This window comes from Serratia quinivorans (assembly GCF_946227985.1).
Taxonomy (GTDB): domain Bacteria; phylum Pseudomonadota; class Gammaproteobacteria; order Enterobacterales; family Enterobacteriaceae; genus Serratia; species Serratia quinivorans_A.
Map to the genome: position 1 here is coordinate 181949 of NZ_CAMKGL010000001.1, position 25805 is coordinate 207753.

General features: G+C 55.1%; 21 protein-coding genes. 19 read left to right on the plus strand and 2 right to left on the minus strand.

Annotated features, from left to right (window positions below; genetic code table 11):
• Window positions 1-148 precede the first annotated feature (148 nt).
• Window positions 149-1363, minus strand: a complete 1215-nt coding sequence (locus tag OCH02_RS00895; protein WP_261429287.1) for a pyridoxal phosphate-dependent aminotransferase — start codon at window positions 1361-1363, stop codon at window positions 149-151.
• A gap of 863 nt (window positions 1364-2226) precedes the next feature.
• Between OCH02_RS00895 and lrhA the strand changes: the two genes are divergently transcribed.
• The 14 genes from lrhA (at window position 2227) to nuoN (ending at window position 19082) form a co-directional block, all read left to right on the plus strand.
• Window positions 2227-3162, plus strand: a complete 936-nt coding sequence (gene lrhA / locus OCH02_RS00900; RefSeq protein WP_261429289.1) for a transcriptional regulator LrhA — start codon at window positions 2227-2229, stop codon at window positions 3160-3162.
• A 712-nt stretch (window positions 3163-3874) separates the two neighbouring features.
• On the plus strand, window positions 3875-4315 hold the full coding sequence (locus OCH02_RS00905; protein ID WP_012146022.1) for an NADH-quinone oxidoreductase subunit A: 441 nt from the start codon (window positions 3875-3877) through the stop codon (window positions 4313-4315).
• A 23-nt stretch (window positions 4316-4338) separates the two neighbouring features.
• Window positions 4339-5013, plus strand: coding sequence for a NuoB/complex I 20 kDa subunit family protein (locus tag OCH02_RS00910; protein ID WP_012146021.1), 675 nt, complete (start codon window positions 4339-4341; stop codon window positions 5011-5013).
• Window positions 5014-5108: 95 nt separating this feature from the next.
• Window positions 5109-6905, plus strand: coding sequence for an NADH-quinone oxidoreductase subunit C/D (nuoC, locus tag OCH02_RS00915; RefSeq protein WP_012146020.1), 1797 nt, complete (start codon window positions 5109-5111; stop codon window positions 6903-6905).
• Between the two features lie 2 nt (window positions 6906-6907).
• Window positions 6908-7459: an NADH-quinone oxidoreductase subunit NuoE gene (gene nuoE, locus OCH02_RS00920; protein ID WP_012146019.1), complete on the plus strand. Its 552-nt coding sequence runs from the start codon at window positions 6908-6910 to the stop codon at window positions 7457-7459.
• Window positions 7456-8808, plus strand: coding sequence for an NADH-quinone oxidoreductase subunit NuoF (nuoF, locus tag OCH02_RS00925; protein WP_012146018.1), 1353 nt, complete (start codon window positions 7456-7458; stop codon window positions 8806-8808). Before nuoE ends, nuoF begins: the two co-directional genes overlap by 4 nt.
• Window positions 8809-8887: 79 nt before the next feature.
• Window positions 8888-11626, plus strand: coding sequence for an NADH-quinone oxidoreductase subunit NuoG (nuoG, locus tag OCH02_RS00930; RefSeq protein WP_261429290.1), 2739 nt, complete (start codon window positions 8888-8890; stop codon window positions 11624-11626).
• A complete protein-coding gene (nuoH, locus tag OCH02_RS00935) occupies window positions 11623-12600 on the plus strand; it encodes an NADH-quinone oxidoreductase subunit NuoH (RefSeq protein ID WP_261429291.1) in 978 nt (325 codons plus the stop codon). Before nuoG ends, nuoH begins: the two co-directional genes overlap by 4 nt.
• 14 nt (window positions 12601-12614) lie before the next feature.
• Window positions 12615-13157: an NADH-quinone oxidoreductase subunit NuoI gene (gene nuoI / locus OCH02_RS00940; protein ID WP_004947256.1), complete on the plus strand. Its 543-nt coding sequence runs from the start codon at window positions 12615-12617 to the stop codon at window positions 13155-13157.
• 13 nt (window positions 13158-13170) lie between these two features.
• A complete protein-coding gene (nuoJ, locus tag OCH02_RS00945; RefSeq protein ID WP_174353862.1) occupies window positions 13171-13731 on the plus strand; it encodes an NADH-quinone oxidoreductase subunit J in 561 nt (186 codons plus the stop codon).
• Complete coding sequence (gene nuoK, locus OCH02_RS00950; protein WP_012146014.1) at window positions 13728-14030, plus strand: NADH-quinone oxidoreductase subunit NuoK; 303 nt, start codon at window positions 13728-13730, stop codon at window positions 14028-14030. The genes nuoJ and nuoK overlap by 4 nt, the downstream gene beginning before the upstream one ends.
• On the plus strand, window positions 14027-15874 hold the full coding sequence (nuoL, locus tag OCH02_RS00955; protein ID WP_261429292.1) for an NADH-quinone oxidoreductase subunit L: 1848 nt from the start codon (window positions 14027-14029) through the stop codon (window positions 15872-15874). Before nuoK ends, nuoL begins: the two co-directional genes overlap by 4 nt.
• Window positions 15875-16088: 214 nt before the next feature.
• Window positions 16089-17618 (plus strand): NADH-quinone oxidoreductase subunit M, encoded by a 1530-nt coding sequence (gene nuoM / locus OCH02_RS00960; protein WP_012146012.1) that lies wholly within the window; start codon window positions 16089-16091, stop codon window positions 17616-17618.
• 6 nt (window positions 17619-17624) lie between these two features.
• Window positions 17625-19082 (plus strand): NADH-quinone oxidoreductase subunit NuoN, encoded by a 1458-nt coding sequence (gene nuoN, locus OCH02_RS00965; protein WP_261429294.1) that lies wholly within the window; start codon window positions 17625-17627, stop codon window positions 19080-19082.
• 60 nt (window positions 19083-19142) lie between these two features.
• Here nuoN and OCH02_RS00970 read toward each other — a convergent pair whose 3' ends face one another.
• Complete coding sequence (locus tag OCH02_RS00970) at window positions 19143-20018, minus strand: LysR family transcriptional regulator (RefSeq protein ID WP_153859670.1); 876 nt, start codon at window positions 20016-20018, stop codon at window positions 19143-19145.
• A 336-nt stretch (window positions 20019-20354) separates the two neighbouring features.
• Here OCH02_RS00970 and OCH02_RS00975 point away from each other — a divergent pair, with 336 nt between their 5' ends.
• The 5 genes from OCH02_RS00975 (at window position 20355) to OCH02_RS00995 (ending at window position 25804) form a co-directional block, all read left to right on the plus strand.
• On the plus strand, window positions 20355-22184 hold the full coding sequence (locus OCH02_RS00975) for a thiamine pyrophosphate-binding protein (RefSeq protein WP_261429295.1): 1830 nt from the start codon (window positions 20355-20357) through the stop codon (window positions 22182-22184).
• Window positions 22185-22274: 90 nt separating this feature from the next.
• Entirely contained in the window at window positions 22275-22700 is a 426-nt protein-coding gene (locus OCH02_RS00980) for a cupin domain-containing protein (protein WP_017893486.1), read from the plus strand.
• 92 nt (window positions 22701-22792) lie between these two features.
• Window positions 22793-23656, plus strand: a complete 864-nt coding sequence (locus OCH02_RS00985; RefSeq protein ID WP_261429296.1) for a DMT family transporter — start codon at window positions 22793-22795, stop codon at window positions 23654-23656.
• 148 nt (window positions 23657-23804) lie between these two features.
• Window positions 23805-25049, plus strand: a complete 1245-nt coding sequence (locus OCH02_RS00990) for an MFS transporter (RefSeq protein ID WP_261429297.1) — start codon at window positions 23805-23807, stop codon at window positions 25047-25049.
• A 260-nt stretch (window positions 25050-25309) separates the two neighbouring features.
• On the plus strand, window positions 25310-25804 hold the full coding sequence (locus OCH02_RS00995; protein ID WP_261429300.1) for a DUF1097 domain-containing protein: 495 nt from the start codon (window positions 25310-25312) through the stop codon (window positions 25802-25804).
• Window position 25805: the final 1 nt, after the last annotated feature.

Consider the following 25805-nt stretch of genomic DNA (forward strand, 5'->3'; position numbering starts at 1 on the left):
CAAATATCCTTCATGCTTCACGCTGCCTCTTTGTTGGCTGCCTTCACCCACCCCGGTCACATAGCTATCTATGCTCCCGGGGATGTGCTCAGTTGCCGCCTTGATGCAACGCGAAGCATTTCGGTTATTACGAGAGCGCGCTTAATTTTTACTGGTGATAGCCTTCCAGGAAACGACCCAGTTTGCCCACCGCCATTTCCAGTTCGTCCACACGCGGCAGCGTTACGATACGCACGTGGTCCGGGTATGGCCAGTTGAACGCGCTGCCCTGCACCAGCAGCACTTTTTCCTGCAGCAGCAGATCCAGCACCAATTTCTGGTCATCATGAATATTAAAGCGTTTGGCATCGATGCGCGGGAACATATACAACGCACCCTGAGGCTTCACGCAGGAAACGCCGGGGATCTGGTTCAACAGTTCCCAGGTGCGGTTACGCTGTTCATACAGACGGCCGCCGGGTTGAATAAATTCGTTGATACTCTGGTAACCGCCCAACGCCGTTTGGATCGCGTGCTGCATCGGCACGTTGGCGCACAGGCGCATCGACGCCAGCATTTCCAGCCCTTCGATATAGCCCTTGGCATGTTTCTTCGGCCCGTTCAGTACCATCCACCCCTGGCGGAAACCGGCTACGCGGTAAGTTTTGGACAGCCCGTTGAAGGTGACGGTCAGCAGATCCGGTGCCAGCGCTGCGATCGAATGGTGCTCGGCTTCGTCATACAGGATCTTGTCGTAGATCTCATCGGAGAAGATGATCAGGTTATGCTGACGGGCGATCTCAACAATCTGCTCCAGCAGTGCTTTGCTATAGACCGCGCCGGTCGGGTTATTCGGGTTGATGATCACAATGCCACGGGTGCGTGGGGTGATCTTGCTGATGATATCATCCAGATCCGGGAACCAGCCGGCTTCTTCATCACACAGGTAATGTACGGCTTTGCCGCCGGACAGCGAAACCGCCGCGGTCCACAGTGGATAATCCGGCGCCGGCACCAGCATTTCGTCACCGCTGTTGAGCAGCGCCTGCATGGATTGCACGATCAGCTCGGAAACCCCATTGCCGATGTAGATATCCTCAACGGTCACGTCACGTATGTTGCGCGCCTGGTAGTGCTGCATGATCGCTTTACGTGCCGAGAAGAGCCCTTTGGAGTCGGAATAGCCTTGCGCCGTGGGCAGATTGCGGATCACGTCGACCAGGATTTCGTCAGGGGCGTCAAAACCAAACGGGGCAGGGTTACCAATGTTCAGTTTGAGGACTTTATTGCCTTCTTCTTCAAGACGTTTAGCTTCTTTGAGCACCGGGCCGCGAATGTCATAACAGACGTTGTCCAGTTTGCTGGATTTCTCAATGGGGGACATAGAAAGTTGAGCCTTTTGCTGGGATGGGGGCGTTCCTACCGTGGAACACCGCAACCTGCCCAATGTACTCCTGGCGCTGACGCTTTTGAAGGGTTGTGCACGCCTTTGGTGCAAACGAAGGGCTCAGAGGTTGATTTCAGGGATGATAAACAATGTTAAAGTGTTTTATTGGTGTTTAATTCTTGTTTTTATTTGATTTGCAGTTATTTAAACTGATTCGATGGGGGTGCGCAGACGTATAAAGGCCCATGCCATCGGCGCTGAGCTAACGGAAGGGGCTTTACTGTTAAGCCACAGAGGGGATTTAACGGAGTTAAAATGTAAAGAAATGATAATGCCAGAGTCGTCTGATGGTCGCTTGCCCATCTGCGATCCAAACTGAATCATAATAAAATTCACATTAGCGCTATTTTAGTTTCTCTGTTAAGCCGCGTTTAAGTAGTTATTCCTTAGTTATTGACGGGATGAATGTTACTAATTGAATTTATTAATATCATTAAAAAATGTACCGGCTGTTACAACAGAAACTTCTTACTTTTTCGCGTATAGGAAGACGCTCAGGCCAGTCTGGCTGCGGAGGTTGAGCAGCACAATTGGTGTGGTAATCCCGCTATCTGAGTGAGTAAAATATAGTGTTCGGTAAAAATGAAACACTTACACCACTTATAACGTTAGTCGTTGTATAAGCATTCTCGATAGATCACATTTTAAAAGGCGATAGAGGTAACGAAATAAAAGTAATTTTTTTGCCCTCCACTAATGAGTGGGGTACTGTCATGTCTGACATCGTCCCTTTTAAACGATGTCTTAGAAACACACCAGGGTAGTTTGTAAATTAGAATTTAAAAAGTGAAGAAAACACTATGACAACTGCAAATCGTCCGATACTCAATCTCGACCTCGATCTGCTAAGAACCTTTGTAGCTGTTGCTGATTTGAATACTTTTGCGGCGGCGGCAGTCGCCGTTTGTCGTACTCAATCAGCCGTCAGCCAACAAATGCAGCGGTTAGAGCAACTGGTTGGCAAAGAGTTGTTTGCCCGTCATGGGCGCAATAAATTACTGACCGAACACGGTATTCAGCTTCTCGGTTACGCCAGGAAAATCCTGCGCTTCAACGACGAAGCCTGTACTTCACTGATGTACAACAATATTAAAGGTGTTCTGACTATTGGCGCTTCTGATGATACCGCCGATACCATCCTGCCTTTCCTGCTTAACCGCGTCACTTCGGTGTATCCAAAACTGGCGATTGATGTCCGGGTGAAACCCAGCTCGTTCATGATCGACATGCTGGAAAACGGTGAAGTCGATCTGGCGATCACCACTATGGCTACCGCAGATCGCCCGCACATTGTGCTGCGTACTTCGCCAACCCTGTGGTATTGCGCTGCGGATTACCATTTCCAGGCCGGTGAACCGATCCCGTTGGTGGTGATGGACGAACCCAGTCCGTTCCGCTCGATGGCTATCAAACATCTGGATGAGGCCGGGATCCCATGGCGTATTGCCTATGTGGCTTCGACGCTGTCCGCCGTTCGTGCCGCCTGCAAGGCCGGTTTGGGTATCACCGTTCGTCCGATCGAAATGATGAGCCCGGACCTGCGGGTGCTCGGTGCGATGGAAGGGCTGCCGTCACTGCCAGATACTCAATATAGCCTGTGCAAGGATACCCAGTGCGGCAATGAGCTGGCGATGGCGATTTTCAGCACCATGCAGAGCGGCAACGACAACTACAGCTTCAGTGGGCCGGGTACCTCGCTGCAAGATGACACCTGTCTGGTCGACGATGAGGAATAACGCCCAAAAGCGTTAAACCGGGTAAGAAAACCTCTGCTTCGGCGGAGGTTTTTTTTGCTCTGAATTTGATAAAAAGTCAGTTTATGAGAGCTTCGATTGATTTTCAAAGCGAAGTCACTATTTGTTTTACTCTAAGACGGCTAATGAGAACGGTTATCAGACGAAAAAATAGTCTTTCGGTTATTTTTTGAACAAATAATTATAAAGGTAAAGGCCTGGAATCAATATGGTTATTTTGGTAGTTTGTGGCGGGCCGATTTGACCGGCGGGATTGACAAAAATTATTAAAGGGCCACACTTTTTTTGAGGGTTTATGCTGAAAACGTGTCCTGGATCAAAAAAATACCCCTAGGTAGTGAGTGGAAGAACAGGAGATTCCTGAGACAATGGTATAGTAAAACTGAAATGAGCATGTTGGTTTATATCTATCTGTTTCTACACATCAATTAACTGACACGATTTAGCCTAAGCCGGTCGCATCAAATGTTAATTAAATGATGAGTATGTAAACTAGTGTGTAGATACTTTTGTCAAAGTTGACAAAAGGTTATAGAAAGGAGTAAAAAGCCCACAGTAAAACGCTGGCTAACTTGCTGTAATAGCAGTTTGTTTGTGTGGTTTATTTATCCTTCCCTTAAATCGATGTGGTGCACTAACTGCCAGAAACAAGAGCAGAGCGATCGACGCCACTTTTGATGAGTAAGCATAGAGTATGTCAACAACCACTGAAGTTATCGCTCATCACTGGGCGTTCGCCGTATTTTTTGTCGTGGCAATCGGGCTTTGCTGTTTAATGCTGATGGGCGCGTTCTTCTTGGGCGGGAGAGCCCGTGCGCGCGCCAAACATACCCCGTTTGAATCAGGTATCGACTCGGTCGGTACGGCGCGCATGCGTCTGTCCGCCAAGTTCTATCTGGTTGCCATGTTCTTCGTTATTTTCGATGTTGAAGCCTTGTATCTGTATGCCTGGTCGGTCTCCATACGTGAGAGCGGTTGGGTAGGCTTTATCGAAGCCGCCATTTTCATTTTGGTGTTATTGGCTGGGCTGGTTTATCTGGTGCGTATTGGCGCATTGGATTGGACTCCGGTGCGATCCAGACGCCAGAGCAAGCCAGGCACAATCAAAAACGCCACCAACAGTCATCCGCAGTAGTCGGTTAAAAACGAGGCATTAAGATGGACTATACGCTCACCCGCATAGACCCGAACGGTGAGAACGACCGTTACCCCCTGCAAAAACAGGAGGTCGTCGCCGATCCCCTGGATCAACAGGTTCACCGCACGGTTTACATGGGTAAACTCGAACATGCATTGCATGACATGGTGAACTGGGGGCGTAAAAACTCTATTTGGCCGTATAACTTCGGTCTTTCGTGCTGCTACGTGGAGATGGTGACGTCCTTTACCGCCGTTCACGACGTGGCCCGCTTTGGTGCTGAAGTTCTGCGTGCATCGCCACGTCAGGCTGACCTGATGGTGGTGGCCGGTACCTGCTTCACCAAAATGGCCCCGGTTATTCAACGTCTGTACGAACAGATGCTGGAGCCAAAATGGGTGATCTCCATGGGTGCCTGTGCCAACTCCGGCGGCATGTACGATATCTATTCCGTGGTACAGGGTGTGGACAAGTTCCTGCCGGTCGACGTGTACATTCCCGGCTGCCCACCGCGCCCGGAAGCTTACATGCAGGCACTGATGCTGTTGCAGGAATCTATTGGCAAAGAACGCCGCCCTCTGTCCTGGGTTGTCGGCGATCAGGGTGTTTACCGCGCCAACATGCAGTCTGAAAGAGAGCGTAAACACGGCGAGCGTATCGCGGTGACCAACCTTCGGACGCCTGACGAGATTTAAGACGTTCATTTAACGTCCATCTTAGTGCGCTATTGGTTAACACAGCGAAAAGTGAACTTGCGGCGAAATAACCCTTCAGTGTGGTGAAAAAAATTATGACAGATTCAACGACGCACGACGCATTGCCGGCCTGGCAAACCAGAGATCACCTTGACGACCCGGTGATTGGCGAACTGCGCAACCGTTTTGGGCCGGAAGCCTTTACTGTTCAGCCCACCCGTACCGGAATGCCCGTGGTATGGGTCAAACCTGACCAGTTACTGGAAGTAATGACGTTTTTGAGAAAACAGCCGAAGCCTTATGTCATGCTGTTCGATCTGCATGGCGTGGACGAGCGTCTTCGCACCCACCGCGACGGCTTGCCGGCTGCGGATTTTTCTGTTTTCTATCATCTGATTTCTATCGAACGCAACCGTGACATCATGCTGAAAGTGGCGCTGTCTGAAAAAGACCTGCACGTGCCCACAGCGACCAAGGTTTTCCCTAATGCCAACTGGTATGAGCGTGAAACCTGGGAAATGTTCGGTATTACCTTCGACGGCCACCCGCACCTGTCGCGCATCATGATGCCGCAAACCTGGGAAGGCCACCCGCTGCGTAAAGACTACCCGGCGCGCGCCACCGAGTTCGATCCCTTTGTGTTGACCAAACAGAAAGAAGATCTGGAAATGGAGGCGCTGACCTTCAAACCGGAAGACTGGGGTATGAAGCGCGGCACCGAGAACGAGGACTTCATGTTCCTTAACCTCGGTCCGAACCACCCGTCTGCGCACGGTGCATTCCGTATCATTCTTCAGTTGGATGGCGAAGAGATTGTCGACTGCGTACCGGATATCGGTTACCACCACCGTGGCGCCGAGAAGATGGGCGAGCGTCAGTCCTGGCACAGCTACATTCCGTACACCGACCGTATCGAGTACCTCGGCGGCTGCGTGAACGAAATGCCTTACGTGCTGGCGGTTGAGAAACTGGCCGGTATCAAGGTGCCGGATCGCGTTGACACCATCCGCGTGATGCTGTCCGAACTGTTCCGTATCAACAGCCACCTGCTGTACATCAGTACGTTCATTCAGGACGTCGGCGCGATGACCCCGGTGTTCTTCGCCTTTACCGACCGTCAGAAAATCTACGATCTGGTTGAAGCGATCACCGGTTTCCGTATGCACCCGGCCTGGTTCCGTATTGGCGGTGTCGCACACGACCTGCCGCGCGGTTGGGATCGCTTGCTGCGCGAGTTCCTTGAGTGGATGCCAAAACGTCTGGATTCCTACGTCAAGGCTGCGTTGAAGAACAGCATCCTGAAGGGCCGTTCCGTCGGCGTGGCATCCTACAATGCCAAAGAGGCGTTGGAGTGGGGCGTCACTGGCGCAGGTCTGCGTGCCACCGGTATCGAATTCGATGTGCGTAAATGGCGTCCGTATTCCGGCTATGAGAATTTCGACTTCGAAGTTCCGGTCGGTGACGGCAACAGCGACTGCTACACCCGCGTGATGCTGAAGGTGGAAGAGCTGCGTCAGAGCCTGCGCATTCTCGAACAGTGCCTGAACAATATGCCGGAAGGCCCGTTCAAGGCCGATCACCCGCTGACTACGCCGCCGCCGAAAGAGCGCACGCTGCAGCACATTGAAACGCTGATCACCCACTTCCTGCAGGTTTCCTGGGGCCCGGTGATGCCAGCCAACGAATCATTCCAGATGATTGAAGCCACTAAAGGGATCAACAGCTACTACCTGACCAGCGACGGCAGCACCATGAGCTACCGCACCCGGGTACGTACGCCAAGCTTTGCGCACCTGCAGCAAATCCCAGCGGTAATCCGTGGCAGCCTGGTCTCCGACCTGATCGTCTATCTGGGTAGTATCGATTTTGTAATGTCAGATGTGGACCGCTAACTATGCATGATCAAAAAGACAATCACGCGAATAACCAAGCGCTTGAACCTATCAATGCGGCCGCTCCCCAGAGCGGCGTTGATGCATTTGAGCTGAGTGCGGAAGAACGTGATGCGATCGAGCACGAAAAGCACCATTACGAGGATCCACGCGCCGCCTCCATTGAAGCACTGAAAATTGTGCAGAAGCAGCGCGGCTGGGTCCCGGATGGGGCAATTCATGCCATCGCGGAGCTGCTGGGCATTCCTGCCAGCGACGTAGAAGGCGTGGCCACGTTCTACAGCCAGATTTTCCGTCAGCCAGTAGGGCGCCACGTGATCCGTTATTGTGACAGCGTTGTTTGTCACATCACCGGTTACCAGGGCATTCAGGCCGCCATTGAGAAGAAGCTGAGCATCAAACCGGGTCAAACCACCTTTGATGGCCGCTTCACTCTGCTGCCAACCTGCTGCCTGGGCAACTGCGATAAAGGGCCAACCATGATGATTGATGAGGACACTCACAGTCAGCTGAAGCCTGAAGATATCGAGACGCTACTGGAGCAGTATCAATGATTAAAGACATTGTACGCACTCCCGAAATGCACCCGCTGACCTGGCGGCTGCGCGATGACAAACAGCCGGTCTGGCTGGATGAATACCGCAGCAAGAACGGCTATGCCGGTGCGGAAAAGGCCATCAAGGGCCTGGCCCCGGACGAGATCGTTACCCTGGTGAAAGACGCCGGGCTGAAAGGTCGCGGCGGTGCAGGTTTCTCCACCGGTTTGAAGTGGAGCCTGATGCCGAAAGACGAATCCATGAACATCCGTTACCTGCTGTGTAACGCCGATGAAATGGAGCCGGGTACCTATAAAGACCGCTTGCTGATGGAGCAACTGCCGCACCTGTTGGTGGAAGGCATGCTGATCTCGGCGTTCGCGCTGAAGGCCTATCGCGGCTATATCTTCCTGCGCGGTGAGTACATCGAAGCTGCGGTGCATTTGCGCCGTGCGATCGCCGAAGCTACCGAAGCCGGTTATTTGGGCAAGAACATCATGGGCAGCGGCTTCGACTTCGAACTGATTGTTCATACCGGTGCCGGTCGTTACATCTGTGGCGAAGAAACCGCCTTGATTAACTCGCTGGAAGGCCGCCGTGCCAACCCGCGTTCCAAGCCACCATTCCCGGCTTCCTCCGGCGTTTGGGGCAAACCGACCTGCGTCAATAACGTAGAAACCCTGTGCAACGTTCCGGCGATCCTGGCGAACGGCGTTGAGTGGTACAAGGGGATCTCCGCCGGCAAGAGTAACGATGCCGGTACCAAACTGATGGGCTTCTCCGGCCGGGTGAAAAACCCAGGCGTTTGGGAGCTGCCGTTTGGCACCACCGCACGTGAAATTCTGGAAGATTACGCCGGTGGCATGCGTGACGGCCTGCGTTTCAAAGCCTGGCAGCCAGGCGGCGCGGGCACCGACTTCCTGACCGCCGATCACCTGGATCTGCCGATGGACTTCGAGAGCATCGGTAAAGCCGGCAGCCGTCTCGGCACCGCGCTGGCGATGGCAGTAGACCACGAGATCGGCATGGTTCCGCTGGTGCGCAACCTGGAAGAGTTTTTCTCTCGCGAGTCCTGCGGCTGGTGTACGCCATGCCGTGACGGTCTGCCGTGGAGCGTCAAGATCCTGCGTGCGTTGGAAAACGGCGAAGGGCAGCCGGGGGATATCGAAACCCTTGAGCAGCTGTGCCGTTCTCTCGGCCCGGGCAAAACCTTTTGCGCCCACGCGCCAGGTGCCGTAGAGCCACTGCAAAGCGCAATTAAATATTTCCGTGAAGAGTTCGAAGCGGGCATCAAAGTGAAGCACTTCAGCAACGCGCATGCGATTGGCGGTATTCAGGCCAATAATCTGCTGAAACAACGCTGGTAAGCCGACTCGCCCCGACGACACGGCCAGAATTTTTGATTAACGCCTGCCGCAAGGCAGGCCACTTGGAAGCATGCTGACTATGGCTACGATTCATGTAGACGGCAAAGAATACGACGTAGATGGGGCCGACAACCTGCTGCAGGCTTGTCTCTCCCTCGGGCTCGATATTCCTTACTTTTGCTGGCATCCGGCGCTGGGAAGCGTCGGCGCTTGCCGCCAATGTGCGGTAAAGCAATACCAAAACGCGGAAGATACGCGTGGCCGTTTGGTGATGTCTTGTATGACACCGGCATCCGATGGAACCTTTATTTCCATCGACGATGGCGAAGCCAAACAGTTCCGTGAAAGCGTGGTTGAGTGGTTGATGACCAACCACCCGCACGACTGTCCGGTATGTGAAGAAGGCGGTAACTGTCACCTGCAGGATATGACAGTAATGACCGGCCACAGCTTCCGTAAATACCGTTTCAGTAAGCGTACTCACAACAACCAGGAGCTGGGGCCGTTTATCTCGCATGAGATGAACCGCTGTATCGCCTGTTACCGCTGTGTGCGCTACTACAAGGACTATGCGGACGGCACTGATTTCGGTGTTTACGGCGCGCACGACAACGTCTACTTCGGTCGTACCGAGAGCGGCACGCTGGAAAGCGAGTTCTCCGGTAACCTGGTGGAAGTGTGCCCGACCGGTGTGTTTACCGACAAAACCCACTCCGAGCGTTATAACCGTAAGTGGGACATGCAGTTTGCGCCAAGCATCTGCCAGCAGTGCAGCATCGGTTGTAACACCAGCCCGGGCGAGCGCTATGGCGAACTGCGTCGTATCGAAAACCGTTATAACGGCAGCGTGAACCATTACTTCCTGTGTGACCGCGGCCGCTTCGGTTATGGCTATGTGAACCAGAAAGATCGTCCGCGCCAGCCACAGCAACTGCGTGGCGACGACTGGATCACCCTGAACGCCGAGCAGGCGATGCAGGGCGCGGCGGACATCCTGCGTCAGGCGAAGAAAACCATCGGCATTGGCTCACCACGCGCCAGCCTGGAAAGTAACTTCGCACTGCGTGATTTGGTCGGTGCCGAGAACTTCTATACCGGTATCTCGCAGGCCGAACAGGGCCGTCTGGACCTGATGTTGAACGTGCTGCAAAACAGCGGCGTTCACACGCCTGCGCTGCGCGAAATCGAAGGTTACGATGCGGTGCTGGTATTGGGTGAAGACTTGACCCAGACCGGCGCTCGTATTGCCCTGTCGGTACGTCAGGCGGTGAAGGGCAAGGCTCGCGCCATGGCTGCGGCCCAACGCGTTGCCGACTGGCAGATTGCTGCGGTGCAGAACATCGGCCAGCACGCCAAACACCCGCTGTTTGTCACCAACGTGGATAACACCCGTTTGGACGACATCGCGGCATGGAACTACCGTGCACCGGTGGATGAGCAGGCGCGCTTCGGCTTCGCTATTGCCCATGCGCTGGATAACGCGGCACCGGCAGTCAACGATTTGGCTGACGGCCTGAACAAGAAAGTCGACATCATCGTGCAGGCGCTGACCGACGCGCGTAAACCGCTGATCATCACCGGCAGCAACGCCGGTAGCGAAGCCATCATCGAAGCGGCGGCCAACATCGCCAAGGCGCTGAAGGATCGCGGTTCTGACGTTGGCATCACCTTCGTAGCCAGCGCCGCCAACAGCATCGGTTTGTCGATGATCGGCGGCGGTTCGCTCGATCAGGCGCTGATCCAGTTGGAAAGCGGCGAAGCCGACACGGCCATCGTGATGGAAAACGATCTCTACCGGCATGCGCCGGCGGCGAAAGTGGACGCTGCACTGGCCAAGGTCAGTAACCTGATCGTGGTCGATCATCAGCGTACCGCCATCATGGATAAAGCTAATCTGATCCTGTCGGCGGCCAGCTTTGCGGAAAGCGACGGTACTCTGGTTAATCAGGAAGGCCGCGCCCAGCGTTTCTTCCAGGTTTACGATCCGGCGTACTACGACGACGCGAAGAAAGGCGTTTACACCGTGATGCTGGAAAGTTGGCGTTGGATGCACTCGCTGCATTCCACCTATACCAGCCGCCACGTGGATTGGACGCAGCTTGATCACGTTATCGAAGCCTGTGTTACCGCGTTGCCGCAGTTGCAGGGCATTGTGGACGCCGCACCGGACGCGAGTTTCCGTATCCGCGGTCAGAAACTGGCGCGTTCTCCGATTCGCTCCAGTGGCCGTACGGCGATGCGCGCCAATATCAGCGTGCACGAACCGCGTCAGCCGCAGGATAAAGACACCATGTTCGCCTTCTCAATGGAAGGGAACAACAGCCCGTTGGCCGACCGTCAACAGATCCCATTCGCCTGGGCACCAGGCTGGAACTCACCGCAGGCATGGAACAAGTTCCAGGCCGAAGTGGGCGGCAAGCTGCGTCATGGCGATCCGGGCGTGCGTTTGATAGAAGCGGGGGAGGGCAAGCTGGGTTACTTCGACCGCGTGCCTGCCGCCTTCGGTCAACAGCAAGGCTGGCGTGTTGCGCCGTATTACCACCTGTTCGGAAGTGATGAAATGTCACAGCGTTCCGGGGTGATTCAGCAGCGCATGCCGGAGGCCTATGTGATGGTCAATCCGACCGATGCTGCTGCGCTGGGCGTCAATGCCGGTGCGCTGGTGGAGTTCAGCTGTGCGGGCCAGACCTTGCGTCTGCCGGTGCGTCTGAGTGAAACCCTGACCCAGGGCCAGGTGGGCTTACCGCTCGGCTTGCCAGGGATCCCGCCGGTACTGGTGGGTGCAACGGTTGAAAATCTGCGGGAGGCGACACGATGAGCTGGTTTACCCCTGAGGTGATCGACATTCTGATCTCCATTGTTAAAGCGGTAGTGATCCTGCTGGTCGTCGTCACCTGTGGGGCATTCATGAGCTTCGGCGAACGCCGTTTGCTCGGTCTGTTCCAGAACCGTTATGGACCAAACCGTGTCGGCTGGGGTGGCTCGCTGCAGCTGGTCGCCGACATGATCAAAATGTTCTTCAAGGAAGACTGGGTACCGAAATTCTCCGACCGGGTGATCTTTACCCTGGCGCCGATGATCGCCTTTACTTCCCTGTTGCTGGCATTTGCCATCGTCCCGGTCAGCCCGACCTGGGCGGTGTCCGACCTCAACATCGGTATTTTGTTCTTCCTGATGATGGCCGGCCTGGCGGTATACGCCGTGCTGTTCGCCGGCTGGTCGAGCAACAACAAATACTCACTGTTGGGGGCAATGCGTGCTTCTGCGCAAACCCTGAGCTACGAAGTGTTCATCGGCCTGTCGCTGATGGGTGTGGTAGCGCAGGCGGACTCCTTCAACATGCAGGCGATCGTTGAATCTCAGGCGCATATGTGGAACGTCATCCCGCAATTCTTTGGTTTCATTACCTTTGCGATTGCCGGCGTGGCGGTGTGTCACCGTCACCCGTTTGACCAACCGGAAGCCGAGCAGGAACTGGCTGACGGTTACCACATTGAATATTCCGGCATGAAGTTCGGGCTGTTCTTTGTGGGTGAATACATAGGTATCGTCACCGTTTCTGCCCTGATTGTGACGTTGTTCTTCGGTGGCTGGCAGGGGCCTTTCCTACCGCCATTCATCTGGTTCGCGTTGAAAACGGCTTTCTTCATGATGATGTTCATTCTGATTCGTGCTGCTCTGCCACGTCCGCGCTATGACCAGGTGATGTCCTTCGGCTGGAAAGTCTGTCTGCCGTTGACGCTGCTGAACCTGCTGGCGACTGCCGCAGTCATTTTGTACAACGCTCAATAAGGGGTGAATAAACCATGACATTGAAAGAGTTATTGGTTGGTTTCGGCACCCAGGTGCGCAGCATTTGGATGATAGGCCTGCACGCCTTCGCCAAGCGCGAAACCCAGATGTATCCGGAAGAACCGGTTTACCTGCCGCCGCGCTACCGTGGCCGCATCGTGCTGACGCGCGATCCGGACGGCGAAGAGCGCTGCGTGGCTTGTAACCTGTGTGCGGTTGCCTGCCCGGTGGGCTGTATCTCGCTGCAAAAAGCAGAACAGAAAGATGGCCGTTGGTATCCGGAGTTCTTCCGCATCAACTTCTCGCGCTGCATTTTCTGCGGCCTGTGCGAAGAAGCTTGCCCAACTACCGCCATTCAGCTGACGCCGGATTTCGAAATGGGTGAGTTCAAGCGCCAGGATCTGGTGTACGAAAAAGAAGATCTGTTGATCTCGGGGCCGGGTAAATATCCGGAATATAACTTCTACCGGATGGCCGGTATGGCGATTGACGGCAAAGCCAAGGGCGAAGCCGAAAACGAAGCCAAACCGATCGACGTCAAAGGTCTGTTGCCTTAAGGAGCCAGCAAGCATGGAAATTGCCTTTTATCTGGCAGGTTTTATTGCGGTGATCGCGACAATTCGCGTGATCTCGCATACCAATCCTGTGCATGCGTTGCTGTATCTGATCGTTTCGTTACTGGCGATCTCTGCAGTCTTTTTCTCACTCGGCGCTTACTTCGCCGCGGCGCTGGAAATCATTGTCTACGCCGGTGCCATCATGGTGCTGTTCGTGTTCGTGGTGATGATGTTGAACCTCGGCAACGCGGTGCAGCAACAAGAGCGCGATTGGCTCAAACCGTCGGTGTGGATCGGCCCTGGCATCTTGTCGCTGGCGCTGTTGGTGGTGCTGATTGTCGCTATCCGCAGCGTGTCCGATCAGGGCATCAGCGGTGAGATGGTTGACGCTAAAGCGGTGGGGATCAGCCTGTTTGGTCCTTACGTTCTGGCGGTTGAGCTGGCTTCAATGCTGCTGTTGGCAGGTCTGGTTGTTGCCTTCCACATTGGCCGTGAGCACAAACCGGGTGAGGTGTTGAGCAACGCCCCGGCCAGTAGCGAAATGGCGAGAAGAAAATCGGAGGAGCAAGCATGATCCCTCTTCAACATGGCCTGATCCTGGCGGCAATTCTGTTCGTCCTGGGTCTGACCGGGTTGCTGGTGCGTCGCAATCTGCTGTTTATGCTGATCAGTCTGGAAGTGATGATCAACGCCGCGGCACTGGCATTTATCGTGGCGGGCAGCTATTGGGGCCAGCCGGACGGGCAGGTGATGTATATCCTGGCGATCAGCCTGGCAGCCGCCGAGGCCAGTATTGGTCTGGCACTGCTGCTGCAGCTTTACCGTCGTCGTCATACCCTGAATATTGATACTGTCAGTGAGATGCGCGGATGAACCTATTATATTTAACTATTCTGCTACCGCTGATCGGGTTCCTGCTGTTGGCCTTTTCCCGAGGCCGCTGGTCTGAGAACACCTCGGCAATCGTCGGCGTAGGCTCTATCGGCCTGGCTGCTTTGGTCACGGTTCACGTGGGTATGGACTTCTTCGCCCAGAAAGCCACCGGCGTGCAGCTGTTTGAGCAAAGCCTGTGGAACTGGATGAGCGTCGGTAACTTCAATATCGGTGTGACCCTGACGCTGGACGGCCTGTCGCTGACCATGCTGTCAGTGGTGACCGGCGTGGGCTTCTTCATCCACATGTTCGCTTCCTGGTACATGCGCGGTGAAGAGGGCTACTCACGCTTCTTCGCTTACACCAACCTGTTTATCGCCAGCATGGTGGTATTGGTACTGGCAGACAACCTGTTGCTGCTGTACCTGGGTTGGGAAGGCGTGGGCCTGTGCAGCTACCTGTTGATCGGTTTCTATTACAAGGATCCGGCCAACGGTGCGGCGGCGATGAAAGCCTTCATCGTGACTCGCGTCGGTGACGTGTTCCTGGCATTTGCGCTGTTCATCCTCTACAACGAGCTGGGCACGCTGAACATCCGCGAATTGATGATCCTGGCACCGCAAAAACTGGCGGTTGGCGATACGGCGATCACCTGGGCTACCCTGATGTTGCTGGGTGGTGCGGTCGGTAAATCGGCGCAGTTGCCGTTGCAGACCTGGCTGGCAGATGCGATGGCGGGTCCAACCCCGGTTTCTGCACTGATCCACGCAGCAACCATGGTGACCGCGGGCGTTTACCTGATTGCCCGTACTCACGGTCTGTTCCTGATGGCGCCGGAAGTGCTGCATCTGGTGGGCATTATCGGGGCAGTGACCCTGGTGCTGGCCGGCTTTGCCGCACTGGTGCAAACCGATATCAAGCGCGTGCTTGCCTACTCCACCATGAGCCAGATTGGCTACATGTTCCTGGCGTTGGGCGTGCAGGCGTGGGATGCGGCTATCTTCCACCTGATGACCCATGCGTTCTTCAAGGCGCTGCTGTTCCTTTCCTCCGGTTCGGTGATCCTGGCTTGCCATCACGAGCAGAACATCTTCAAGATGGGCGGCCTGCGCAAGAGCATTCCGCTGGTTTACGTCTGCTTCCTGGTGGGCGGCGCTGCGCTGTCGGCACTGCCGCTGATCACCGCAGGCTTCTTCAGTAAGGATGAGATCCTGGCCGGTGCGATGGCTAACGGTCACATCAACCTGATGATTGCCGGTCTGGTCGGTGCGTTCATGACCTCGCTGTACACCTTCCGTATGATTTTCATCGTGTTCCATGGCGAAGAGAAAATCAAAGCGCATGCAGGTTTTGGCATCACTCACCACCTGCCGCTGTTGGTTCTGCTGGTGCTGTCCACCTTCGTTGGCGCGATGATCGTTCCGCCACTGCAGGGCGTACTGCCAGACACCACCGAGCTGGCGCACGGTAGCGTACTGCAACTGGAGATTACCTCTGGCGTAGTGGCTATTGTCGGCATCCTGCTGGCGGCGGCGCTGTGGCTGGGCAAACGTAGCCTGGTGACCCGCATTGCCAATAGCGCACCGGGGCGTTTCTTCTCGACCTGGTGGTTCCATGCCTGGGGCTTCGACTGGCTGTACGACAAAGTATTCGTCAAGCCGTACCTGGGTATTGCGAAGTTGCTGCAGCGTGATCCGCTGAACTCGATGATGAATCTGCCGGCCATCTTCTCCCGCTGGGGGAACCGAGGTCTGACAGTGAGCGAGAACGGTCAGGTGCGTTGGTATATAGCGTCTATGGGTGTGGGTGCAGTGGTGGTGCTGGCTCTGTTGATTTTGGTTTAACAGAGAACGCAGACACAATTATCGGGCATAGCGCACGTTAACTTGGCGCTATGTACAATGTTTTTGCTTTATACCCAAGGATTTCAAGTTGGGGCTAGGCGGCAAGTGTGTGAATTCCCAGGAGCTTACTTAGGTAAGTGACTGGGATGAGCATACGTAGCCAACAACGCACCAGCTTGAAAGGCGAAGGGTAGAATAAGGGACACAAAACGCCATGCTATTACCTTGGCTAATTCTTATCCCCTTTATTGGCGGTCTGCTGTGCTGGCAGTTTGAGCGCTTCGGTACTAAGGTGCCGCGCTGGATTGCGTTGATCGCAATGGGGCTGACATTGGCGCTTTCTCTGTATCTGTGGATGCAGGGTGGCTACACATTGACTACGCCGAAAGGCATTCCGCAGTGGCAGTCTGAATTCCTGCTGCCGTGGATCCCACGCTTTGGTATTTCCATCCACCTGGCGCTGGACGGCCTGTCACTGCTGATGGTGGTGCTGACCGGCCTGCTGGGCGTGCTGGCGATCCTCTGTTCCTGGCGTGAAATCCAGAAATACCAGGGCTTCTTCCACCTGAACCTGCTGTGGATCCTGGGTGGGGTAATCGGCGTGTTCCTCGCCATCGACATGTTCCTGTTCTTCTTCTTCTGGGAAATGATGTTGGTGCCGATGTACTTCCTGATTGCACTCTGGGGTCACAAGGCGTCGGACGGGAAGACCCGTATCACTGCGGCTACCAAGTTCTTCATCTATACCCAGGCCAGTGGTCTGGTGATGTTGATCGCCATTATGGGCCTGGTGTTCGTGCACTATAACGCGACCGGCGTGTGGACCTTCGATTACGAAGACCTGCTGCAGACGCCAATGTCCCATAACGTGCAATACCTATTGATGCTGGGCTTCTTCATCGCCTTTGCGGTGAAAATGCCGGTGGTGCCATTGCATGGCTGGTTGCCTGATGCGCATAGCCAGGCGCCAACCGCAGGTTCTGTTGATCTCGCGGGGATCTTGCTGAAGACGGCGGCCTACGGCATGTTGCGTTTCAGCCTGCCGCTGTTCCCGGAAGCATCGCACGAGTTTGCGCCAATCGCCATGTGGCTGGGTGTGGTCGGTATCTTCTACGGCGCCTGGATGGCGTTTGCGCAGACCGATATCAAGCGTCTGATTGCTTACACCTCGGTTTCCCATATGGGCTTCGTGCTGATCGCTATCTACACCGGCAGCCAACTGGCTTACCAGGGTGCGGTGATCCAGATGATTGCGCACGGTCTGTCTGCGGCCGGTATGTTCATCATCTGTGGCCAGCTGTACGAACGTCTGCATACCCGTGACATGCGTGAAATGGGCGGCCTGTGGGGGCGTATCAAATACATTCCTGCGCTGTCGCTGTTCTTCGCAGTGGCGACCCTGGGGATGCCGGGTACCGGTAACTTCGTCGGTGAATTCATGATCCTGTTCGGCAGCTATCAGGTTGTGCCGGTGATCACCGTGATTTCTACCTTCGGTCTGGTGTTTGCTTCGGTTTACTCGTTGATCATGATGCAGCGCGCCTATTACGGCAAAGCCAAGTCTGACCAACCGTTGCCGGGCATGACCGCGCGTGAGCTTTTCATCATTCTGCTGCTGGTGGTGTTACTGGTTCTGCTGGGGGTTTACCCGCAGCCGATTCTGGATACTTCCAATGCGGCGATGAGCAACGTGCAACACTGGTTTGGTTCGTCAGTTTCAGCAATTTCAACAACAAGGCCGTAATTCGCCATGACAATAACTCCTCAACAACTGATCGCATTGTTACCACTGTTGATCGTCGGATTGACGGTGGTGGTTGTGATGCTAGGCATTGCGTGGCGACGCGACCACTTCATCAACGCCACCCTGACCGTGATCGGTCTAAACCTGGCGCTGCTTTCGCTGTACTTTGTCGGCCAGGCAGGCCCAATGGACGTCACCCCACTGTTGCGGGTTGACGGCTACTCGATGTTCTATACCGGGCTGGTGATACTGGCGAGTCTGGCGACCTGTACCTTTGCCTATCCTTGGCTGGTCGGTTACCCGGACAACCGCGAAGAGTTCTACCTGCTGGTGCTGATTGCTACCCTGGGTGGCATTCTGCTGGCGAGCGCCAACCATTTGGCGTCGCTGTTCCTCGGTATTGAACTGATCTCGCTGCCGCTGTTCGGTCTGGTGGGCTATGCCTACCGCCAGAAGCGTCCGCTGGAAGCGGCCATCAAGTACATGTTGCTGTCCGCTGCCGCGTCGTCATTCCTGCTGTTTGGTATGGCGCTGCTGTATGCCGAGTCCGGTGACCTGTCACTGGCCGGCCTGGGCAAAAGCCTGCAAGAAAACATGATGCACCAGCCGCTGATCCTGGCGGGTATGGGCATGATGATTGTTGGTCTGGGCTTCAAGCTGTCGCTGGTGCCGTTCCAACTGTGGACGCCGGATGTGTATCAGGGTGCGCCTGCGCCGGTTTCAACCTTCCTGGCGACCGCCAGCAAGATTGCAATCTTCGCCGTGGTGATGCGTTTGTTCCTGTATGCGCCGGCCGCCGACAACGAAGCGCTGCGCATGGTGTTGTCGATCATTGCCGTCTGCTCCATTTTGTTCGGCAACCTGATGGCCATCAGCCAGACCAACATCAAGCGTCTGCTGGGTTACTCGTCGATCGCCCACCTGGGTTACCTGCTGGTGGCGTTGATTGCGGTGCAAACCCATCAGCTGTCGTTGGAAACCGCCGGGGTTTACCTGGCCGGTTACCTGTTCAGCAGCCTGGGCGCGTTTGGCGTAGTCAGCCTGATGTCCAGCCCGTACCGTGGCCCGGACGCCGATTCACTGTTCTCCTACCGTGGTCTGTTCTGGCATAAGCCAATTCTGTCTGCCGTAATGACGGTGATGATGCTGTCACTGGCCGGTATCCCGATGACCCTGGGCTTTATCGGTAAGTTCTTTGTTATCGCGATGGGCGTCAGTGCTCACCTGTGGTGGTTGACCGGCGCAGTCGTGCTGGGCAGTGCCATTGGTTTGTACTATTACCTGCGTGTGACCGTCAGCCTGTTCCTCAATGCGCCGGAAGCGCTGCAGCGCGATACCCCGAACAACTGGGCGTTGACCGCAGGCGGTGTGGTCGTGTTGATCTCCGCCGCGTTGGTGTTGCTGCTGGGTGTTTATCCGCAGCCGCTGATTACGCTGGTGCAGATGGCACAGCCGATGTTCTGATTGGCATCAAGGCAATAAAAAAGGTCGCTTCGGCGACCTTTTTTTATGGCGCGGGTGAGATCAACCGGGATTGTTTTGAAACGAGGTTTCCAGCGCCTGCACTACGGCACGCACCCGCGCGGCACGCTGCAGATCGGGGTGCAGCACCAGCCAGATATCTACCCAGTCTTTATTCTCCGGGAAAATGCGTACCAGATCAGGATCCTTGTCCGCCAGGAAGGAGGACAGCAGGCCGATGCCCAATCCGTTACGCGTTGCCGAGCGTAACAGCAACTGTGAATTGCACTGCAAAACTACGTTGGGGTCGATCAGCGCTTCGCCACAAAAGTCGTTCCAGTGGCGCGGCACCAGCTCGCGTGGAAACATCAGCAGATCATGGCCGCGCAGGTGGTCGCCCTTGGTCGGCAGTCCGTGTTTGTCGAGATAGTCCTGCGTTGCATACAGCCCCATTTCGATGGTTGCCATACGTTTGATAATCAGCTCATCGGACTCAGGCCGTGCGCCACGGATCGCCAAATCCGCTCCTCGGTAGGAAATATCAGAGATATTCACCGCCGTCAGCAGGGTGACGGTGATTAACGGGTGTTGCTCCCGCAGCGCTTTCAAGGCTGGAATGACAAAGGCCTCGGCCATGGTGTCGGTGGTGGCGATGCGTACGTTACCGCACAGGCTGTCGTCGCCGCTGGTGGCTTTGCGGCCAATCGCCTGCACTGCATTTTCCATATTCATCACGTCTGCCAGCATTTCTTCTCCCAGAGGGCTGAGGGAGAATGATTTCGGCGTGCGGATAAACAGCTTGGACCCCAGGCTCTCTTCAAAAGCGGTAATGCGCCGTCCGACGGTGGCCTGGTCGACGTGTAGTTCATTGGCGGCCTTTCGTAAAGTGCCGCAGCGCGCTACTGCAAGGAAGAAGCGTGCATCATCCCAATTCATCATGCCATTTCCTTTATTCTGGCTTATCGGCCTTGTCGGTGTTCATTCTTGCGCAACCTTATGGGCACGGGTTTAGGCGACAGGTCAGGGCTGGTATCATAATTATTTATTATGTTTCAGGATATGAATAAATGCATTAACGTGAAGCAATTTTGCATCTTTATTTTTACCCGACAATCTTTATCCTTATCAACGTTTATGCTGTGATCTGGCGCACGTTTTGTGCCAATGTTACCTTAAACGCGAAAGCAGATGCGCATGAGAGCCTGTCTCTGTTGGCTAACAGCCTGGTGGGATCGACTCTGAATCAGGTTGGCCAACCACGACTGGACATTAAAAATGGAGTCTCACGCAGAGAAGTTATACACCCCCGTAGCACTGGCAACTGCGGACGGTGTCAGGGTTATTGCCACGCCCGGCACGAAAGCGGCGGAGCAAACAAACGCCGATGTGATTATCCAGGGTCTTGAAGCACGCGGCATTCAGCACATATTCCTGGTACCCGGCAAGCTGGTGTACCCACTGATTAAATCCATTGAACATTCGGCCATTAGCGGCATCGTCGGCGCTCATGAAACCGCCTGCGGCTTTATGGCCGACGGCTACGCCCGTGCCAGCCGCAAGTTTGGCGTTTGTCTTGGCATCTCCGGCCCCGGCACCATGAATTTCCTGCCGGCGATGGCCGCGGCTCAGGCCGATAAAATCCCGGTGCTGTATCTGGCCGGCGGTATCGCCACTTATCACGAAGCGCAGGGCGCTTTCCAGGACGGCAGCAATAGCGGCATTGATGAGCTGACTATTGTCAAACCGCTGCTGTCCGCCGCGATAGAAGTGAAAAATAATCTTACGTTGCAGCACGAGCTGCGGCGCAGTTTGTCCTGCCTGAACACCCAGCGGAAAGGCCGTGCTTATTTAAGCGTGCCGGTCGATATGCAAAAGAAAGCGGTGGCCGGCAATTACGAAGCCACCCCACAGCGTACGCCACAGTGCCGTGAAGCGGCGATCGACCAACAGGCGCTGGATCAGGTGTTGGATGATTATCTGCTGCGCGGGCTGAACGTTGCCTGCCTGGTGGGTAACCGCATGAATAATCCGTTGGATGCCGCACTGCTGCTGCGCCTGGCGGAGAAATACCGCTTGCCGGTTGCCACTACGCTGTCCGGCAAGGGCGCTTTTCCCGAAGGGCACGAGCTGGCGTTGGGGCTGTATGGTTTCGCAGGTCATACCCGCGCGGTGGAAACCATCAATGGTGACGAGGTTGATGTGCTGCTGGTACTGGGCTGCGATCTCAGCCAGCGCGACAGCCTGAACTGGAATCCACGGCTGCATGGCACCAAAACGCTGGTGGTGATCGATGAGGATTTCGACAAGGTCAGTTCGCATTATCAGCCGGACATGCAGATTTTCTCCAGCCTGACCGGCACGCTGCAGCACCTGCTGGATGCGGTCAGCGATGAAGATGAGCATCTGGTCGCCATCAAGAGCCTGCGCAATGGCTGGCTTGAACAGGTGCGTCAACTGCCACTGGAGCAACAGCAGCCCGATTTGCAGGCGCGCCTGGCCCTGGGTGAAGCCAATATGTACCCCGGCGATGCCATCAAACGCATTCGCAGCCGGATGGGCCAGGACACCAACGTAGTGGTCGATTCCGGTGCGCACCGTATCTTTATGGCGCACCATTGGCTGGCCAGTGGGCGTGGTGATTACCATACCTCAAGTTCCCTGGCACCTATGGGCTGGGCGATTTGCGCCGGCATTGGCATCAAGCTGGCGGCACCACATCGCGACTGCGTGGTGGTCACCGGCGATGGATGCATGTTGATGCACGGTATGGAGATCCAGACCGCCGCCCGTTATCAGGTCAAAATGACCTTTGTGGTGATGAACAACTGTGCACACGGGGCGATGCATATCGACACCTTGCAGAACCGTGGCGTATCGGCGGACTACACGGCCTTGCCAAACCACGACTGGAAGGCCTTCGCCAACAGTCTGGGGGTTTCCTCCGCCACAGCGGCAACGCTGGAAGAGCTGGACGAGGCACTGGTCGCGGCGGCTGAGCACGAAGGCCCGTTCCTGATAGAAGTGTTGGTGGGAAATCATGTGGCGCCTAATCGCTACTATGCCGAGAGCATCGTAGAATACGAGCAGCGTATCAAAGGCTTGTAAGGACGTAGCCCTGTTATTGCGGGAGTCGTCATTATTATCCTTTGTATCACGCCATTCTATTTTACTTACAGTAGTCATGGAGCGATAACGATGTATAAACTGACACTTCTGGCATTAATGATGGCATTTCAGGGCTATGCACAGGCCGCTGACGATCACGGCGAAGGCATTACCAAGGAAACCCTGCTGAAAACCGAGACCTCGTGGGAGGGATCGCCGTACCAGCACTATCCGGCCGGTGCCCCGCAGATCACCATGTTGAAGGTCACGGTAGAGCCGAATAAGGTGCTCGCCTGGCATACCCATCCGTGCATTAGCGCGGTGTATATGACCGGTGGCAGCGTCTCACTGACGGTTAAGAAAACCGGCGTGAAGCACACCTTCAAGCAGGGCGACTCTTTTACCGACACGGTAGATATCGTGCATCAGGGCGTTTCCGGCGATAAAGGTGCCGAGATGCTGGTATTCTTTGCCTGCGCTGATAACAAGCCCTTGACGGTGAAAGCCGCCGAATAATACGTTCACGCTGCGGTGCTGTCGCCGTAGGGGGCGAATCAATTCGCCCCGTTTTATTTTGTCGCCCATTGGGGCGGCACTCCGAGGAAATCATGGTTGCTTTGTGGATGGTTGTCGCCAGCGGGTTCTTTGCGCTGATGGGGGCCAGCATCAAACTGGCTTCGGCCAAGGTCGGTTTTTTCGACATCATTTTTTACCGTTCTGTGATTAACGTACTGATCGTTGCCGCGTTAATTCAGGTTAAAAAACTCGGTTTTCGCACCCGGCATCTGGGCCTGCATATGAAGCGTGCCGCCATCGGCAATGCGGCGATGTACTGTGGCTTCTACTCGCTGATCCATCTGCCGATCGCCACCGCCACCACGCTGGGCTATACCAACCCAATCTTTCAGTCGGCGATCGCCTTTGTCACCTCCAAAGGCCAGTTGACCGGCAAACTGCTGTTCTCGGTACTGCTGGGGTTTATTGGCATTCTGGTATTGCTGCGGCCTGATACGCCGAACGGGGAGTATGCCGCCACGCTGATTGGCCTGCTTTCCGGCCTGCTGACTGCGCTGGCCTATTTTAACGTCGGCAAGCTGGTGCGCACGGGCGAGCCGGAGCTGCGGGTGGTGTTTTACTTCTCACTGGTGGGCACGGTCGTGGGCGCTGTGATGACCACGGTGGTGGGGTTCAGTACGCTTGATAGCGCCATGATACTGTGCGTCTGTGCTATCGGCGTGTTCGGCAGCCTGGGGCAAATCACCATGACCCGTGCCTATGGCAGCGGCAACGCGGTGATAGTCAGCATTCTGTCCTACAGCACCATCATTTTCTCCACGCTGCTCGGTTATCTGCTGTTTGGCGAGAAACTGTCTTATATTGCCGCAGGCGGCATGGCGTTGATTATTCTTTCCGGTGCGCTGGCTATTTTGAAACGCGCCCCAGCGAAGGTCACCAAGGCTGAGGCCGTGTAATTTTGCATTCAACAGAATGCATTAATGAATCACTATGATGCATTCTTGGCTATTTTGACGGTTATACCCGAAAGGTATGATAAACGCGTTTCCTGATGAGTTTGGTTTCAGGACTTAGCGTTTATCCAGATTGTTTCGGGAGAGAAAAATGTCTGAAGGTGTGGCTGTTGATGAAGCGGCTAAAGCGAATTCGGGCACGTCGCATTTTGCCATTCTGCTGTTTTTAGCGCTGGCATTAATGTCTGCACTGCTCAACAGCAGTGCGCCGACGCCGCTTTATCCGCTTTATCAACATGAGTTGGCGTTAAGCTCGGTCAGCCTGACGGTCATTTATGGCGCCTATGCCGCCGGCGTACTGATCTCACTGTTCGGCGTGGGCAACATGGCCGGTAAGGTCAAAGACTTGCGCAGCATGATTGTGCCGGCGTTGCTGGTGGTGCTGGCCGGGGCTTTGCTGTTCTCGATGGCCGATTCGTTTCTGATGATGTTTATGGCGCGTTTGCTGGCCGGGATCGGCACCGGGGCATTAACCGGTGCGGCCAATATTGCGTTGGTACGTTTTGGGCCGAAAGACGGCGGTAAAAATGCGGCGTTGATTGCCACGCTGTCGTTTACCACCGGTCTGGCGTTGGGGCCGATTTTCAGCGGTGTGGCGCTGCAAACCGGGTTCCATACCACTTCGCTGCCGTTCATTATCATTATGGCGGTGGCGGCTGTGGCTGCGCTGGGCGTGATGCTGAAATGGCCGGTTGAAGTTGTGGTCGCGCCGTTAAGTGGGGCGACGGCGGCTGATGGCGCAGCGGAAAAAAGTTCATTGGCTGACGGCCTGCGTGCGACCGGTGGTAAGTTCTACCTGTGTGCCGGTGCATTGTTTATCTGTTGGGCGGTGGCCGCCAGCATTTTGGCGATTGGCCCGAGCGTGTCGGAAAAGCTGTTGGGCATGCATAGCCGCGGCGTTTATGGTTACGTGATTGCGGTTTACCTGGTGATTGCCGGTATCAGCCAAATCCTGAGCCGTCGCGTTAATGCCCGTCATTCGCTGATGTTTGGCTGTCTGGCGCAGGCGTTGTCGGTAGTGGTGTTCGCCGAAGCGATTCAAATTCACTCGTTGGCCCTGGCCAGTGCCGGTATGGTGATTGCAGGGTACGCCTACGGGGCAATTTTTGTCGGCAGCGCCACGCTGGTGAACCTGATTTCGCCGAAGGCCAGCCATGCAAGACTGATTTCGCTGTTTTATGTTATTGCTTATATCGCCAACTGGGTACCCATTCTGTTGGGGGTAGTGATCGACCATGCCAGCCTGCATCTGGCGGTCAACCTGTTATTTATGGTCAGTGCCGTGGTGTGCTTGATTTTGAGCTTTATGGTGACCCGTGCGGGCTTCCCGCGCTGAAATATTCTTGCTCTTTTAAGCTGAGGTCGTGCTGACTGAAACTTGAAATTAATATGTTCTCGCTGCGCAATGTGGCGAACCGATTTCCCTGGTGTTGTTGTGTGTTATTTCCAGCGTGCTTGCCACGCTGGTTTTTTTTGTGACAAATTCCACATCTCTGTAATTTTCATGTTTCTCATTACATATTTTATGTGAAATGCATCACATAAAAATGCCGATTTTCGAGTAAACTGCGCGCTTTCTCTGCTGCGGGTCGGTTTATGAACGTTATTTTTGCCATTGCTGTGACAACCGGGATCCTCTCCGGCATTTGGGGCTGGGTGGCCGTCAGCCTGGGGTTGATTAGCTGGGCTGGTTTCCTCGGCTGTACGGCCTACTTCGCTTGCCCGCAGGGGGGGTTAAAAGGGTTATTGACCAGCGCGCTAACCTGTTGCAGTGGGGTATTTTGGGCAATGGTGATTATTCACGGCAGTGAGTTGGCCCCAGGCTTGAGCCTCCTCGGCTACCTGCTGACCGGCGCCGTGGCATTCCTGATGTGTATTCAGGCAAAGCAGCAGTGGTTGGCGTTTGTACCCGGTACCTTTATTGGCGCCTGTGCCACCTTCGCCGGTGGTGGCGACTGGCCGCTGGTGACCCTGTCTCTACTGGTGGGATTGGTGTTCGGCTACGCGATGAAAAACAGCGGTCTTTGGCTGGCAGCACGCAACGAGAAACCGAAACAAACGGGTGCTGTTACCGAGCATGTTAACCGCTGAT